The sequence below is a fragment of the Pelagibius marinus genome (assembly GCF_014925385.1).
GTDB classification, from domain to species: Bacteria; Pseudomonadota; Alphaproteobacteria; order Kiloniellales; family Kiloniellaceae; genus Pelagibius; species Pelagibius marinus.
Genome location: NZ_JACSDK010000016.1, coordinates 201,640 through 217,773, shown reverse-complemented (window position 1 = coordinate 217,773; position 16,134 = coordinate 201,640). Strand labels below are relative to the sequence as shown.

At 67.0% G+C, this 16,134-nt stretch carries 12 protein-coding genes; 1 reads left to right on the top strand and 11 read right to left on the bottom strand.

Going from position 1 to position 16,134, the window contains the following annotated elements; genetic code table 11:
• Nucleotides 1-23: 23 nt before the first annotated feature.
• From H7X47_RS20535 to H7X47_RS20505, 7 genes are all read right to left on the bottom strand, one after another.
• A complete protein-coding gene (locus H7X47_RS20535) occupies nt 24-1,349 on the bottom strand; it encodes a pyruvate dehydrogenase complex dihydrolipoamide acetyltransferase (protein WP_193370617.1) in 1,326 nt (441 codons plus the stop codon).
• A 24-nt stretch (nt 1,350-1,373) separates the two neighbouring features.
• Complete coding sequence (locus tag H7X47_RS20530) at nt 1,374-2,756, bottom strand: pyruvate dehydrogenase complex E1 component subunit beta (protein WP_193370616.1); 1,383 nt, start codon at nt 2,754-2,756, stop codon at nt 1,374-1,376.
• Between the two features lie 64 nt (nt 2,757-2,820).
• Nucleotides 2,821-3,855 (bottom strand): pyruvate dehydrogenase (acetyl-transferring) E1 component subunit alpha, encoded by a 1,035-nt coding sequence (pdhA, locus tag H7X47_RS20525; RefSeq protein WP_193370615.1) that lies wholly within the window; start codon nt 3,853-3,855, stop codon nt 2,821-2,823.
• Nucleotides 3,856-4,033: 178 nt separating this feature from the next.
• The gene (locus tag H7X47_RS20520) at nt 4,034-4,375 is read right to left on the bottom strand and encodes an FtsB family cell division protein (RefSeq protein WP_193370614.1); all 342 of its coding nucleotides are present in this window, start codon (nt 4,373-4,375) and stop codon (nt 4,034-4,036) included.
• A gap of 222 nt (nt 4,376-4,597) precedes the next feature.
• Nucleotides 4,598-5,875 (bottom strand): phosphopyruvate hydratase, encoded by a 1,278-nt coding sequence (eno, locus tag H7X47_RS20515; protein ID WP_193370613.1) that lies wholly within the window; start codon nt 5,873-5,875, stop codon nt 4,598-4,600.
• 177 nt (nt 5,876-6,052) lie between these two features.
• Nucleotides 6,053-8,515, bottom strand: a complete 2,463-nt coding sequence (gene amt, locus H7X47_RS20510; RefSeq protein WP_193370612.1) for an ammonium transporter — start codon at nt 8,513-8,515, stop codon at nt 6,053-6,055.
• A 136-nt stretch (nt 8,516-8,651) separates the two neighbouring features.
• On the bottom strand, nt 8,652-10,394 hold the full coding sequence (locus tag H7X47_RS20505) for a methyl-accepting chemotaxis protein (RefSeq protein WP_193370611.1): 1,743 nt from the start codon (nt 10,392-10,394) through the stop codon (nt 8,652-8,654).
• A 339-nt stretch (nt 10,395-10,733) separates the two neighbouring features.
• Between H7X47_RS20505 and kdsA the strand changes: the two genes are divergently transcribed.
• Nucleotides 10,734-11,594 carry a 3-deoxy-8-phosphooctulonate synthase gene (gene kdsA, locus H7X47_RS20500; protein WP_193370610.1) on the top strand — a complete coding sequence of 287 codons (861 nt, stop codon included), beginning with the start codon at nt 10,734-10,736 and terminating at the stop codon, nt 11,592-11,594.
• Between the two features lie 206 nt (nt 11,595-11,800).
• Here kdsA and H7X47_RS20495 read toward each other — a convergent pair whose 3' ends face one another.
• The 4 genes from H7X47_RS20495 to tpiA all read right to left on the bottom strand — a co-directional run bounded on the left by H7X47_RS20495 (nt 11,801) and on the right by tpiA (nt 15,967).
• Nucleotides 11,801-12,754 carry an SH3 domain-containing protein gene (locus H7X47_RS20495; protein WP_193370609.1) on the bottom strand — a complete coding sequence of 318 codons (954 nt, stop codon included), beginning with the start codon at nt 12,752-12,754 and terminating at the stop codon, nt 11,801-11,803.
• A gap of 63 nt (nt 12,755-12,817) precedes the next feature.
• Nucleotides 12,818-14,443 (bottom strand): CTP synthase, encoded by a 1,626-nt coding sequence (pyrG, locus tag H7X47_RS20490; RefSeq protein WP_193370608.1) that lies wholly within the window; start codon nt 14,441-14,443, stop codon nt 12,818-12,820.
• A gap of 234 nt (nt 14,444-14,677) precedes the next feature.
• Nucleotides 14,678-15,025: a preprotein translocase subunit SecG gene (gene secG, locus H7X47_RS20485; RefSeq protein WP_193370607.1), complete on the bottom strand. Its 348-nt coding sequence runs from the start codon at nt 15,023-15,025 to the stop codon at nt 14,678-14,680.
• Between the two features lie 198 nt (nt 15,026-15,223).
• Nucleotides 15,224-15,967, bottom strand: a complete 744-nt coding sequence (gene tpiA, locus H7X47_RS20480) for a triose-phosphate isomerase (RefSeq protein WP_193370606.1) — start codon at nt 15,965-15,967, stop codon at nt 15,224-15,226.
• Nucleotides 15,968-16,134 lie beyond the last annotated feature (167 nt).

Sequence of the window (16,134 nt, the reverse complement as noted above, 5' to 3'; positions counted from 1 at the left end):
TTCCCCCTATAGGGTGGCCGCCGCTACAGCAGCATGGAAAGCGGATCCTCGATCAGCTTCTTGAAGGCCGACAGGAACTGAGCCCCCACCGCGCCGTCGACAACGCGGTGGTCGACCGAAAGGGTGCAACTCATCACCGTGGCCACGCTCAGCGCGCCGTCCTTGACCACCGGACGCTGCTCGCCGGCGCCCACCGCCAGGATGCAGCCCTGCGGCGGGTTGATGACGGCGGAGAACTCCTTGATGCCGAACATGCCGAGGTTGGAGACGGAGAAAGTGCCGCCCTGGTACTCCTCGGGCTTCAGCTTGCCGTCGCGCGCGCGCCCCGCGAGGTCCTTCATCTCGTTGGCGATGGTCGCCAGCCCCTTGCCTTCGGCGGCCTTGATGATCGGCGTGATGAGGCCCGAGGGCGTCGCCACGGCGACCGAGACGTCGGCGTGCTCGTAGAACAGCAGGCCGGACTCGTCGTAGGAGGCGTTGGCCGCCGGCACCTGCTTCAAGGCCAGGGCAACCGCGCGGATGACGAAGTCGTTGACCGAGATCTTGTAGGCATCGGAGCGGCTGTTCAGCTCCTTGCGCACCTTCAGCAACTCGTCCAGCTCGCAGTCGACCGTCAGGTAGAAGTGCGGCACCTGCTGCTTGGACTCGGTAAGGCGCTTGGCGATGGTCTTGCGCATGCCGCTGAGCGGCTCCTGCGTATAGGTCATCCCCAGCAGGCCGCCCGGCGCCTTGGCGCCCGGACCAGTCGCTTGGGGCCCCGCGGCCGCGGGAGCCGCGGCGGCAGCCGCCGGTGCGGCGGCCGGCGCGGCACCAGGCTGCGCGGCCTCGACGTCGGCCTTCACGATGCGGCCGTGCGGGCCGCTGCCCTTTACCGCGGCGAGATCGACGCCCTTGTCCTTGGCGATGCGCCGGGCCAGCGGGCTGGCGAAGATCCGTCCCTCGGGACCGGAGGGCGCCGCGGGGGCCTGGGTCACGGCATCGGTGACCTGGGGATTGACCGTAGGCGGCGTGGTGCCGTTGCCGGAGGACGCGGGCTTTGCCGCTTCGGTTTCGGCGGCCTTCGGTGCCGGGGCCTCCGGCGCCTCGGAGATGGCCGAGGCGTCCTCGCCCTCCTCCAGCAGCACGGCGATGACCTTGTTCACCGGTACCCCGTCAGTGCCCTCGGCCACCATGATCTTGCCGACGGTGCCTTCGTCGACGGCTTCCACTTCCATGGTCGCCTTGTCGGTCTCGATCTCGGCGATGACGTCGCCCGAGGTGACCTCGTCGCCTTCCTTGACCAGCCACTTGGCAAGCGTGCCCTCGGTCATGGTCGGCGAAAGCGCCGGCATCAGGATATTGATCGGCATGTCGCTATTCCTCCCCCGCCGGGCTCAGCCGCGGTAACAGACTTCTTTGGCGCCGGCGACGATGGTGTCGGCCTGCGGCAGCGCCAGGGCTTCCAGGTTGGCGGCGTAGGGCATCGGCACGTCGACCCCGCAGACCCGCTTCACCGGCGCGTCGAGCCAGTCGAAGGCCTGCTCCATGACCACCGAGGCGACCTCGGAGCCGATGCCGGCGTAGCCCCAGCCCTCTTCGCAGGTCACCAGGCGGTTGGTCTTCTGCACCGAGGCGATGATGGTCTCGCTGTCCAGGGGACGCAGGCTGCGCAGGTCGATAACCTCCGCGTCGATACCCTCCTCCGCCAGCTTCTCCGCCGCCTCCAGTGCCTTGCCGACCATGATCGAGAAGGCGGTGATGGTGACGTCCTTGCCCGGCCGCGCGATGCGCGCCTTGCCGATCGGCACGGTCCAGTCGGGGCTGTCCGGCACGTCGAAGCTTTGGCCGTAGAGGATCTCGTGCTCCAGGAAGATCACCGGATTGTCGTCGCGGATGGCCGACTTCAGCAGCCCCTTGGCGTCGGCCGCCGAATAGGGCGAGACCACCTTCAGGCCCGGCACGTGGGCGTACCACGAGGCGTAGCACTGGGAGTGCTGGGCCGCGACCCGCGCGGCGGCGCCGTTCGGCCCGCGGAACACCATCGGCGAGGAGATCTGGCCGCCGGACATGTAGTGGGTCTTGGCCGCCGAGTTGATGATCTGGTCGATCGCCTGCATGGCGAAGTTGAAGGTCATGAACTCGACGATGGGCCTGAGGCCGTACATGGCCGCGCCGACGCCCAGGCCGGCGAAGCCGTGCTCGGTGATCGGTGTGTCGACGACGCGCCGCGCCCCGAACTCGTCGAGCAGGCCCTGGCTGACCTTGTAGGCGCCCTGGTATTCCGCGACCTCCTCGCCCATCAGGAAGACCCGCTCGTTGGCGCGCATTTCCTCGGCCATGGCGTCGCGCAGGGCCTCGCGCACCGTCAGCTTGACGGTGGGGCCGGTCCATTCCGGCTCAGCCTCCGGCGAGGGTTCCTTCGGCGGCGCGGCGTGGGCGCTGCCGGACTCCTCCTTGGGCGCTTCCTTGGCCTGCGGGTCCGGTTGCTTGGCTTCAGCCGGCTTGGGCGCCTCGGAGATCGCCGAGGCGTCCTCGCCGTCCTCCAGCAGCACGGCGATCACCTGGTTCACCGGCACGGCGTCGGTGCCTTCCGGCACCATGATCTTGCCGAGCACCCCTTCATCGACAGCTTCCACTTCCATGGTCGCCTTGTCGGTCTCGATCTCGGCCAGGATGTCACCCGACGATACCTCGTCGCCTTCCTGCTTCAGCCACTTGGCCAGCTTGCCCTCGGTCATCGTGGGCGAGAGAGCCGGCATGAGAACTTCGATTGGCATATCCCCTCCGGGAATTCATTCAGGGCCAAGGCCCCGCGCTGATCTCTTCTTTCGTCAGGCCCCGTCAGGCGCCGACGTAAACATCCGTATAGAGCTCCGACACGTCCGGCTCCGGGCTCGTCTGGGCGAAGTCGGCGGCCTCGGAAACGATGGCCTTCACTTCCTTGTCCAGCTCCTTGAGCTTGGCCTCGTCCATGACCTTGCGCTCGATCATGATACCGCGCAGGCGCTCGATGGGATCGCGCTCCTGGCGCACTTTCTGCACCTCTTCCTTGGAGCGGTACTTGGCCGGGTCGGACATGGAGTGGCCGCGGTAGCGGTAGGTCAGCATCTCCATGATGTAGGGGCCCTTGCCGGAGCGGGCGTGGCCCAGCGCCTTCTCCGCCGCCTCGTGCACCGCCAGCACGTCCATGCCGTCGACCTGGACGCCGGGAATGCCGTAGGCCTGGCCGCGATGGTAGAGCTCGGTGGACTTGGCCGAGGAGCGCTCGGTGGAGGTGCCCATGCCGTACTTGTTGTTCTCGATCACGTAGACCGCGGGCAGTGACCAGAGGGCGGACATGTTGAAGGATTCGTATACCTGGCCCTGGTTCAGCGCGCCGTCGCCCAGATAGGTGATGGAAACCGCGTCTTCGTTCAGGTAGCGGTGGGCGAAGGCGAAGCCGGTGCCGATCGGGACCTGGGCGCCGACGATGCCGTGGCCGCCGTAGAAGCGCTTCTCGTGGCTGAACATGTGCATGGAGCCGCCCTTGCCCTTGGAGTAGCCGCCTTCGCGGCCGGTCAGCTCCGCCATGACCCCCTTGGGATCCATGCCGCAGGCCAGCATGTGGGCGTGGTCGCGGTAGGAGGTCAGGACCGTGTCCTTCGGACCCATGGCCGCCTGGATCCCGACGACCACGGCCTCCTGGCCGATATAGAGGTGGCAGAAGCCGCCGATCAGGCCCATGCCGTACATCTGGCCGGCCTTCTCCTCAAAGCGCCGGATCAGCAGCATGTCGCGGTAATATTGCTGCAGATCCTCGACGCTGGCCTTCGGCGGCGCCGCGGCCGCCTTACGTTTGCCGCCGCCACGCGTGCCCGTCGATTTGGTGTTTGCCATCAGGAGACTCCCAGCCTTCGCGCAAAGCAAAAGGAGGCGGTCCGAGGCCGCCTCTCGAACTGCACTCTAGCCTATCGCTGGGAGTTGATCAATCGTGGTTAACGCGTTGAACTACATAACAAAAATATGAATAAACGCGAAATAAGTTAAGCAATCCGCTCGCCGGTAGCCGCTCTGTTTAGGGCGTGCCGCCGGAGCGCCTGAGATCCGCGTCCAGAAAGATAATATGATCGCTAGGCAGGCCGTAGTTCAAGATCGCCTGCGCACGCTCCTCCAACAAGTCCGGATCCAGGTGGTCGCGGCGCAGCAGGCCGACACGGTGCTCCAGTTCGCCGCGCCGCGCCGCGATGCGCTCAGCCGCCGCCTCGGTCTGGGCCTTTTCCTGTTTCAGCATGATCCAGGCATAGAAGCCCCGGTCGCCGTGCAGGGCGTGGTAGGCGAAGTAAGCGACCATGCAGGCGGCCAGCACCTGCGGCGCCGCCTGACGGGCCCTTGACTTTATTTCGCGAAGCAACTTCATGCCCGGAGCGAATCACATCCCGATTCGCTCGGTCAAGGCAAAAAGAGTCAAAGATTCCAAATAGATTCAAAAAACGACTCGGAAGCCCTGAAGTTCGCGTTTTGGACTCAAAACCGGAGTCGGCTATTGAACCTGGGCGCGGGAATCAAGCCGCTAAGGAGCCCTCTGCTGACGCCCCCGGGCCCCGGGGGCAAGCCCCGGAACCCATCGGAGAATTGGCCATCAGCCGCGCAGGATGGACTGGCCGGCGTAGGTCGCGGCGGTGTCCAGCTCTTCCTCGATGCGGATCAACTGGTTGTACTTGGCCAGGCGGTCTGAGCGCGACAGCGAGCCGGTCTTGATCTGGCCGCAGTTGGTGGCCACCGCCAGGTCCGCGATGGTGGCGTCCTCGGTCTCGCCGGAGCGGTGCGACATGACCGCCGTGTAGCCGGCGCAGTGGGCGGTCTCCACCGCTTCCAGGGTCTCGCTCAGGGTGCCGATCTGGTTGACCTTCACCAGGATGGAGTTGGCCACCCCCTTCTCGATGCCGTCGCGCAGGCGTACCGGGTTGGTGACGAAGAGGTCGTCGCCGACCAGCTGGACCTCGCCGCCCAGGCGCTCGGTCAGGGCCGCCCAGCCCTCCCAATCGTCCTCGCTCATGCCGTCCTCGATGGAGAGGATCGGATAGCGGCTGCAGAGGTCGGCCAGATAGTCGACCATGGCGCCGGGCTCCAGTTCCCTGCCCTCGCCGGCCAGCAGGTACTTGCCGTTCTTGAAGTACTCGGTGGAGGCGCAGTCGAGGGCGAGCATGACGTCGTCGCCCAGCTTGTAGCCGGCGGCCTCGGTGGCGCGGGCGACGAAGCCCAGGGCCTCGTCGGTGGAGGCCAGATTGGGGGCGAAGCCGCCCTCGTCGCCGACGTTGGTGTTGTGGCCGGCGTCCTTCAGGCCCTTGCGCAGGGCGTGGAAGATCTCGGAGCCCATGCGCACCGCCTCGGCGAAGCTCTCGGCGCCGACCGGCATGATCATGAATTCCTGGATGTCGATCGGATTGTCGGCGTGGGCGCCGCCGTTGACGATGTTCATCATCGGCACCGGCAGGGTCCGCGCGAAGGTGCCGCCGACGTAGCGGTAGAGCGGCAGGCCCGCCTCCTCCGCCGCCGCCTTGGCCACCGCCAGGGAGACGCCGAGGATGGCATTGGCGCCCAGCCGCGCCTTGTTGGCCGTGGCGTCCAGCTCGATCAGGGTCTGGTCGACGTGGACCTGGTCCTCGCCGTCCAGGCCCGAGAGCACGTCGAAGATCTCGTGGTTGACCGCGTCCACCGCATTGAGGACGCCCTTGCCGCCGTAGCGCTTGGCGTCGCCGTCGCGCAGCTCGACGGCCTCGTGGGCGCCGGTCGAGGCGCCGGAGGGCACGGCCGCGCGGCCGAAGGCGCCGCTTTCCAGGGTGACGTCCACTTCAACGGTCGGATTGCCCCGGGAATCCAGGATTTCCCGGGCCTGAATATCGATGATTGCAGTCATGGCCCTCTCGGCGTTCTTAGGGTTCATCGTCCCCGCCGGGCCGCCCTCTTGGCGTTGCCCCGGCGGGACGGACACTTGCGCCAGACCTATAGGCGAGCCGGGAGGGATTGTCGACCGGCGAGCGGCGCCGGCCGGCAAGAAGGCGGTGAATAAGCGGTGTTCAGCCCGCCGCCGGGCTCACTCCGCCGGCTCCGCCAAGCGTCCGGCGCTGCCCAGGCGCCCTACCGCGTCGCGCAGCTGGTCGGCGATGGAGGAGACATCGGCACTGGCCTCGCTGACCGTCGAGGCGCCCTTGCTGGTCTGGGAAGCGGCCTGCTTCACCTCGGCCAGGTCTGCGGTCACCGAGCGGGTGCCGTCGGCGGCGCGCAGGGCCTCGTCGGAGACCGCGCGCGCGGTGTCCGCCACCTCGCGGATGCGCTCGGCCATGCGCCCGGCGCGGCTCTCGGCGTCGGCCACCCGCCCGGAGATCGTTTGACTGACCTCGATCTGGGCGTCGGCCGAGCCGGAAATGCCGACGATGGCTTGGTTGACCTGGTCGATGATGCTGCTGATGGCGGCGATGGCGTCGACCGCCTGGTGGGTGCCGCCGCGGATTTCCGCGACACGATCCTCGATCTGCTCGGTGGCGCTGGCGGTGTCGTCGGCCAGGCGCTTCACCTCGCCGGCCACCACGGCGAAGCCCTTGCCCGCCTCGCCGGCGCGCTCGGCCTCCACGGTGGCGTTCAGTGCCAGCATCCGGGTCTGCTTGGCGATGCGGCGGATGGCTTCCAGGACGGCGCCGATGCGATCGCTCGCCTCGCCCAGGGTGCTGATGGTGCCGGTGGCCTGAGTGACGCTGTCGACGGCGGTATCGGCGATTTCCTTGGCCTCGTGGGCGCTGGACGCGATCGCCTGCATGGCGCCGGCCATGTTCTGCACCTCCGCCGAGACCACGGCCATGTGCTCCGAGACCTCGGCGGCATTGCCGGAGATGTCGGTGACGTTGTCGTTCACCCCGCTGACGGCATTGGCCATGCTGGTCACGTTGCCGGAGACGCTCTCGGTCGCCTGGGAGACGACCTCGGCGCGCGACAGCATGCCCTGGGAACTGTTCGTCAGCTGCTGCGAGGTACTGTTGAGGTCGTCGGAAGCGACGACCAGGCGCTGGGCGCCGGCGGCGATACCGTCGATCATCTCCTCCAGCTTGGCCATCAGCCGGTTGAAGGAGTAGGCCAGCTCCGCCGCCTCGTCACCGGTGGTCTCGTCCAGGCGGCGTCCCATGTCGGCGTTGCCGTTGGCCAGGTCTTCCAGGGCCTTCTGCAGCAGGCCGGTGCCCAGGGTGGTGCCGTGTTCGGCCGAGTTAAGGCCTTCCAGCTCGTGGGCCGCGGAGACGCGCAGGCCGATGGTTGCGTCGATCAGCTTGAACATCACCAGGGCGCTGCCGAAGGACCAGACGAAGGCCGCCGCGACGCCCAGCGCCTGAACGCCGATCTGGGCCAGGCGGCCGGCCTCGCCCAGGTGCTCGGCGGGCATGATGGCGGCCAGCAGGACGGTGCCCCAGGCACCGCAGACGCCATGGACGGCCACGGCGCCGACCGCGTCGTCCAGCTTCAGGCGGCGCTCCATGAACATGGTGGCATAGACAACGACGATGCCGCTGGTCAGGCCGATGATGATCGCGCCGAAGGTATCCAGCACGTCACAGCCCGCGGTGATACCGACCAGGCCGGCGAGGACGCCGTTGATCGGCCAGACCGGCCGGTGCAGGCCGTCGTGGAGGCGGCCCAGGATCATGGCCACGGCGCCGCCGAAGCAGGCCGAGAGGATGGTGTTGGAGATGATGTGCGCGAAGGCCGGCGTGCCCGCGGTGGTCGAGCCGCCGTTGAAGCCGATCCAGCCGACCCAGAGGACGATGGCGCCCATGGTGGCCAGCACCGCGCTGTGCCCGTGGATGGGCAGCGCGTTGCCGTCATCGTCGAAGCGGCCGATGCGGGCGCCGGCGACGACGATGGCGGCCAGGCCGATCCAGCCGCCCACGGAGTGGACCACGGTGGAGCCGGCGAAGTCGATGAAGCCCATGTCGGCCAGCCAGGCGGGATTGTCGCTGATCAGCAGGTTGCCCCAGGCCCAGTGGCCGAAGACCGGATAGATGAACAGGGCGACGCAGACCGCGGCGATGAGGTAGCCGCTGAAGCGCATGCGCTCGGCCACCGCGCCGGAAAGGATGGTGGCCGCGGTGCCGCAGAACACGAGCTGGAAGACGAAGAAGGTGAAGTCCCAGTCGTCCCGCTGGTTCCAGAACGGCATCTCGAAACCCAGCCAGCCGCCGAAGGACGGCCCGAACATCAGGCCGAAGCCCAGGAAATAGAATGCGCAGCCGGCGATGATGAAGTCGGCGATGTTCTTCTGGGCCACGTTGATGGAGTTCTTGGAACGCACCATGCCGGCTTCCAGCAACAGGAAACCGCCCTGCATGAGGAAGACCAGGGCCGCCGCGACCATTGTCCAGACGTGGTTTAGGTTGTTCTGCTGCGTTTCCAGGCCGGCCGCCAATTCCTGGCGCAGGGCCTCCAACTCGGCTTGGCTGACCGCGGCCCAGGCCGTGTCGGCGCCGGCGCCTGCCACCAAGGTGACTGCCGCCAGAATTACAAGAAATCGCATGATCTGAACTATCCCCCGTCCACCCTATGACGGCATCAAGTCGCCGCTAGGTGGTGGGATATAAAGGCAAATTCGCTTAAAAAGTTATAAATAGTTGTTCGTATACACCTGAGAGGGGTGGCCAGATGGGCCTCCTTCAGGCGGCGCCGACCTCGTCCAGGGCCCGGATGCCGTTCAGGAAGGTCTGGACCTCGCCCTGCATGGCGTCGGCCTGGCGCGACAACTGTTCCGCAGCTTCCAGGACGTCCTTGGCGGACTTGCCGGTCTCGGTCGCGGCATCCGACACCGCAGAGATGTTCTTGTCGACATCCTCGGTGCCCGAGGCGGCCTGTTCGACATTGCGGGCGATCTCCTGGGTTGCCGCCGTCTGCTGGTCGACCGCCGAGGCGATGGAGGTGGAAACCTCGTTGATGCTGGCGATGGTCTGGGTGATGCCCTTGAGGCGCTGCACGGCACTGCCGGTCGCGGTCTGCATATCCCCGATCTGCTGCGCGATGTTCTCCGTGGCCTTGGCCGTCTGGGTCGCCAGGGATTTCACCTCGTGGGCCACGACGGCGAAGCCCTTGCCGGCTTCTCCCGCCCGCGCCGCTTCGATGGTGGCGTTGAGGGCCAGCAGATTGGTCTGCTCGGCAATGTCCTGGATCAGCTCCATGATCTTGCTGACGTGTCCGGCGGCTTCGTCCAGATGCTTCATGTCCCGATCGGCATCGACCGCCTGTGAGGCGGCGTCCTGGGTGACCGAGCTGGACTGGGCGACCTGGCTGCTGATCTCCGTGATCGCGGTGGAGAGTTCCTCGGTCGCCGCGGCAACGGTCTGGACGTTGGCGGAGGCCTCCTGGGAGGCGGCGGCGACCGTGCGCGCGCTGGCCGAGGTTTCCTCGGCCGTCGAGCTCAGCGATTCAGCCGTCGAATGCATCTCCACGGCCGCGGCGGAAACCGTCTTCAGCACAATGCCGATCTTTTCGTCGAATTCCCGCGTCAGCTCAGCCTGGCGCTCCAAACGCTTGGTCCGCTTGGCTTCTTCGGCCTTCTGCTGTTCGGCGAGAGCGTTGGCCTTGATGGTCGTCTGGCGGAACACCTCGATGGTCTCGGCAAGCTGGCCGACCTCGTCCCTGGACTCGACCTTCAGTTCGACGGAGGTGTCGCCCTTGGCCAGGGCTCTCACCGTGGCGACGGCGCGGGCCAGCGGGCGCGTCAAGGCCCCGCTCATGAGGACGCCCAGGCCGATGCCGAGGACCAGACCGATGACCGAAACCACACTCAGCAGGACCATGGCCCTCTGTTCGTCGGCTTCAGCCTGGTGTGCTGCGTCGTCGGTGAAGCGGCCCAGTTCCTCCAGCACGGAAGTCAGTTCCTGCTCCAGCGCGTCCTGCTCATGCTCGGTCTTGGCGATCGCGTCCTCAAGGCCGGCCAACTCTCCCGCGAAGAGATGCTCCAGGGCTTCCTCGACATGGGCCTGATAGTTCTGGTGCGCCTCGCCGATCTTCTGCAGCCGGACCACCATGCTCGCAAACTCTTCACGCTGCGCGTCGCTGTGCGACATCGCCGTAGCCCGGCGGGCAAGATCGGAGGCCGCGGCAAGCGCCTCCTCCGCCTTCTCGCCGAAGGCCGCGAAACTTGTCCGAGCCTCTTGGAAGGCAGGACGCTCAGCCGCTGTCTCAGAGAGATCCGAAGCGGAGTTGAGCGCACGCTCGAAACGGGTGTTCTGCTCCAGCTGGGCCACGGTGACCTCGGTGACGAGCCGGGTCAGCGGCACGTCCAGTTCCGCGACGTCCGCGATCTCGGCACCGATGAGGTTCAGCTTCCAAAGAGTGATCCCGCCGTTGATCACCACAATCAGCAAAAGCACCGATACAAGACCCAGGATCTTGGTGCGCAACTTCAGGTCTCTAAGACGGGGGAACCTCAATACGGTCACGTCACGCTCCTTGGCTCAATTTGATCGGACCTCGGAAGAGGAGAGAAATAATCACAGCGGCAAAATATGGCCCTATGGATAAACAATATGGACTAATTTGAATGCCAGATTCCTGCATAAAGAGATTAATGATGTATTTATTCCCTGAATAATTGTACCGGCAGGAGAACCCCCGCAGCGCCGCGCGGAGGCCGCAGGCCACTTGCGGCCAGGCGGGCCGGCGGCTAAGAAGCAGCGCACAGAGCGGCGGCGCAGGATAAGGGAGCGGCCCCGCGATTCTCCGGACCAAGGGACCTCTCCATGCAGCTCACCCTCCGCAAGTGGAACCTGTCGATCGGCAGCGGCCAGAAGCTGTTCTGCATTCTGGGCCTCAACGTGCTGGAGGACCGGGACCTGGCGCTGGAGACCGCGCGTCACCTGAAGGAAGTCACCACGGCCCTGGACCTGCCTTTCGTCTTCAAGGCCAGCTTCGACAAGGCCAACCGCTCCTCCTTCAAGAGCTACCGCGGGCCGGGCATGGCGGAGGGTCTGAAAATTCTGGCGGAGGTGAAAGAGACCTTCCAGGTGCCGATCTGCACCGACCTGCACGAGGTCGAGCAGGCCGAGCCGGTGGCAGAGGTCGCCGACCTGGTGCAGATCCCCGCGTTCCTCTGCCGCCAGACCGATCTGGTGGTGGCCGCCGCCCGGGCGACGCTGAAGAACGAGGGCCTGCTGCACGTGAAGAAGGCCCAGTTCCTGGCGCCCTGGGACTGCCATTCCCTGCTGCGCAAGATCGAGGAAGCCGCGGCCAAGGACATGACCATCCTCTGCGAGCGCGGCAGTTCCTTCGGCTACAACAATCTCATCGTCGACATGCTGGCGATCCCGGAGATGCAGCGGCTGGGCGCGCCGGTCACCATGGACGCGACCCACGCGGTGCAGTTGCCCGGCGCCCAGAAGGACGCCGACGGCGTTGCCAGCGGCGGCCGGCGCGAAGGGGTGGCCGTCCTCGCCGCGGCCTCCGTGGCGGCGGGTGTCGACGGCATGTTCCTGGAGTTCCACCCGGACCCGGACAAGGCGCTGTGCGACGGGCCGAGCTGCCTGCCGCTGTCAGGCGCCGCCGAGCTGCTCGGCAAGCTGAGGGCCCTGCATACCACCGTGCACGGCTACAACGCCTTCTGATGCAAGGACACCTCTGTCGTCCCGGGGCTTGACCCCGGGACCCATTGGCGGCTGTGCCGGGCGAGAGCCTTGAACGAGCTGGTCGGATGCAGCCATGGATCCCGGCAACAGGTGCCGGAATGACAGCCTTTGTGGCGCAAGGACGAGACGGCACGGTCAGTGTCGGAGGTCGCGCCCCGGAAAATCCGCAAGGCGGCCTGCTTTACTCACCCGCCGTAGATCACCGCATCGGGAATCTCGTAGCGCTCCTCACCGAGGCGCAGCAGCTGCAGGTCGCCGAGGCGCTCCACGGTTATCTCACCGGGGCCGTTGGTGGAGACCGGCTTGCCTTCCTCGAAGAGGAAATAGCGCTCTTCGTCCCCGCCGATGGCGATCCAGAGGCCCGCGTAGCCGGGCTTTTCCTCACGGATTACCCCGAAGTCGCAGGAGGTGGTCGGCTGACCCAGGAGCGGCGCGCAGGGCAGCGCCCCGGTGGCGTCGAAGCGCTGGCCGTTGCCGACCAGGCCCCGGCGGTCGGGCTCGCGCGGCGGCGTCCCTTCCCGCAGGAAACCGCCGGCCGTCCAGCCCTGCTGCCCTCCCCGCAGGGTCTCGACCCGGCACCAGCGGGCGCCGCCGCTCATCCGGCAGCCGAGATTGCGCACGACCTCGCCGTTGTTGAGGGCGCCGATCACGCCGTGCTCCGGAGACGGCCCGGCCCTGAGACGCAGCGCGCTGCGCACGCCGTGCACTTCCCAGTAGTCGGGCCCACCACTCATGCCGTCGGCGAAATCACTGGCCGGCAGCAGGCTGACCGACAGCTTGTAGTCGGCGATCTCGTCGCGGCGCGCGGCGCTGCGCATCAGGTAGACGGTGATCCTGTAGGTGCCGGGCTGGGACAGGAGGACCTCGCCGTAGTTGCCTCGGGTCGATCCGATAAAGGCGGCTTCCTTGGCGCCAGGCTCGGAAATGTTGAAGTAGTTGGCCGGGTTGCTGGTTTCCAGGCCGACCGCCAGCTTCTTGCCCGCCACGCCGGCGACCTCGTAGATCGCGATCGCGGGGCCGCGCAACGAGCCCTGCAGCACGACATCCTCGCTGCCGGCGGGAAACTCGACCGCTGCGCTGGTGATCTGGGCCTCCGCCCGGCCGCCGCTTGCCGCCGCGGCCAGGAGGATGACGGACAACGTCAGAAGTCCTGGAAGAAGACGCATAGCGCTCCCTTGCTCGCGATTCGCTGAACCGGTCCGCTAGACCAGGCGCGACTGCTCCACGGCGGCGGCGACGAAGGACGTGAACAGCGGGTGCGGATCCAGCGGCTTCGATTTCAGTTCCGGGTGGAACTGTACGCCCACGAACCAGGGGTGTGAAGGCAGCTCCACGATCTCCGGCAGCACGCCGTCGGGCGACAGGCCGGAGAACAGAAGCCCCGCCCGCTCCAAGGCCTCGCGATAGTTGATGTTCACCTCGTAGCGGTGGCGGTGGCGCTCGCTGATCGATTCGCTGTCGTAGATCATGCGGACCTTGGAGCCTTCCGTGAGGACGCAGGGATAGGCCCCCAGGCGCATGGTGCCGCCCAGGTCGCTTTCCATGTTGCGACGCTCGACCTCGTTGCCCCGCGACCACTCGGTCATCAGGCCGACCACCGGGTCGCCCGGGCTGCCGAACTCGGTGGAGCCCGCCTGCGGCAGGCCGGCCAGGTTTCGGGCCGCCTCGATCACCGCCATCTGCATGCCGAAGCAGATGCCGAAGTACGGGATCTGGCGTTCGCGCGCGAAACGTACGGCGGCGATCTTGCCTTCCGCCCCGCGCTCGCCGAAGCCGCCGGGCACGAGGATGCCGTGCACGCCTTCGAGCTGCTGGATGGTGCCGTCGCTTTCGAAGATCTCGGAATCGAGCCAGGAGACCTTGACCTTCACGTTGTTGGCGATGCCGCCGTGGGCGAGCGATTCGGCCAGCGACTTGTAGGCGTCCAGCAGGCTCACGTACTTGCCGACCACGCCGATGGTCACCTCGCCGTCCGGCTCGTTGATGCGCCCGGTCACGTAGTCCCAGCTCGACAGATCCGGCGGCGGCGCGTCGAGCTGGAAGTGCCGGCAGACTTCGTCGTCCAGCCCCTCTTCGTGGTAGGCCCGCGGCACCGCGTAGATCGACTTCACGTCGAGCGCCGGGATCACCGCCTCCTCGCGCACGTTGCAGAACAGCGCGATCTTGCGGCGCTCGTCCTTGGGGATCTCCTGCTCGGCGCGGCAGACCAGGATGTCCGGCTTGATACCGACCGACTGCAGCTCCTTCACCGAGTGCTGCGTCGGCTTGGTCTTCAGCTCGCCGGCCGCGGCGATGAAGGGGATCAGCGTCACGTGCAGGAAGAGGCTCTGCTCACGCCCCAACTCGTTGCCGAGCTGGCGGATCGCTTCGAGGAACGGCAGCCCCTCGATGTCGCCGACGGTGCCGCCGATCTCGCAGATCACGAAATCCTCGTCGGTCAGGTCGGCCCGCACGAAGGCCTTGATGGCATCCGTGACGTGCGGAATGACCTGCACCGTCGCGCCCAGATAGTCGCCGCGCCGCTCGCGCGCCAGAACCTGAGAGTAGATTTGCCCCGTGGTCACATTGTCGCTCTTGCGAGCGGGAACGCCGGTGAAGCGCTCGTAGTGACCGAGATCCAGGTCGGTCTCGGCACCGTCATCGGTGACATAGACCTCGCCGTGCTGATACGGCGACATGGTTCCCGGATCCACGTTCAGGTAGGGGTCGAGCTTACGAAGCCGGACCTTGAACCCACGGGCCTGCAGCAGCGAACCGAGCGCCGCTGCGCAGAGACCTTTTCCGAGGGAGGAAACCACGCCGCCGGTGATGAAGATGAACCGCGCCATGGGCGAACACTATTGAACAATCATGAGGGTGTAAGCAAGCCTTCCAAGGGTGACTCTGCGATGACGCACAGCCGGATATGAAAACCCCGCCGAAATCCTGGCGAAGTTTGTCGCTCTTCGATGACCGCGCCGGCGGCATGGCCCTGTCGCTGGGGTCTGGAAACCCCTGAAGGACCGATGGCGCGTGCGAATCCGCGCGCGCCGGGCGCGCCGATTCGTCCGCGGCGGTGTCGATTACTGGGTCGGAACGGTTGGTTCGCTCGGCTCGATCGGTGCCGGTGCGGTGGGGCTCGACGGTGCCGGCGTGTCGCCCGGCAGGGGGTCGAGGATCGAGGTCGGCTTGTCGCCCCCTGCCAGGATGGTCAGCAGGATACTCGTCGCCATGAAGCCGGCCGCCAGGATGGCCGTCGTCCGGGTCAGCAGATTGGCCGTGCCGCGCCCGGTCAGGAAGCCGCCCATGCCGCCGCCGCCGCCTCCGCCGCCGCCGATGCCCAGGCCACCGCCCTCGCTTCGCTGCAGCAGCACCACGCCGATCAGCGCCAGCGCCAGAAGAATGTGAACAACCAGGAGTACTTCTACCATGATGCCTTTTACCTGCTGGCTTTCTCGCGGGCCTGCCGGTCCCCTGCCATGGCGCCGGGATCGCACCCTGGGGCCGGCGGGGGGCTGGCTTCGCCCGGCTATGTAATGGCTCCGGCCCTGAAAGACCAGAGAAAACACTCAGAAATTCGGCCTTTCTGGCCGCCTGGGCGCCCCTGGGACGGCGCCGGAGTCCCTACCTCAGGCGCTCTGGGCGATGGCCCAGAAATCCTCGGCCTTCAGGCTGGCGCCGCCGACCAAGGCCCCGTCCACATTGGCCTGAGACAGCAACTCGGCGGCGTTATCGGGCTTCACCGAGCCGCCGTAGAGGATCCGAACGCTCTGGGCCCCCTCGCCCACCAGCCCGACCAGCAGGCGCCGGATCTCGGCATGGACCTCCACCACGTCGGCGGCGGTGGCCGTGCGGCCGGTTCCGATGGCCCAGACCGGCTCGTAGGCCACCACCAGGCGTTCCGCCTCCATGCCGGCGGGGACCGAGCCCTTCACCTGGCGGGCGATGACGCTGAGGGCCTGGCCGGCGTTGCGCTCCTGCTCCGTCTCGCCGACGCAGACAATGGGGACCAGCCCGGCGGCCAGGGCCGCCTCGGCCTTGCCGCGCACCAGGGCGTCGGTCTCTCCGTGGTCGGCGCGGCGCTCGGAATGGCCCAGAATCACGTAGCTGCAGCCGACATCCCGCAGCATGGGGGCAGCGGTATCGCCGGTGTGGGCCCCGGAGTTTGCGCCGTGGCAGTCCTGGCCGCCCAGGGTGATACGGCTGCCGGCCAGCTCCTGCGCCACCAGCCCAAGGTAGGGAAAAGGTGGGCAAACCAGCAGATCGGCGGGCAGCTCCGCCTCCCCGCTCAGGGATTTCAGCCCGGCGGCGAGGGCCTTGGCGTCCTCGGCCAGGCCGTTCATTTTCCAGTTGCCGGCAATCAATGCTCTCATCGCAGCTCCCCCGAGTGCCCCCTGGCAGGATTATTTGTGTCAGGCCGGGCCTAACTAGCACAGGGTTTGGGGCAAGGCCATGCCCGGCGCTGCCGCAAAAATGAGGCGGAATTGCTTATTGCCGGGGCCAAGACGCCTTTCTACACTGCCGCGCCCGCTACCCCGGG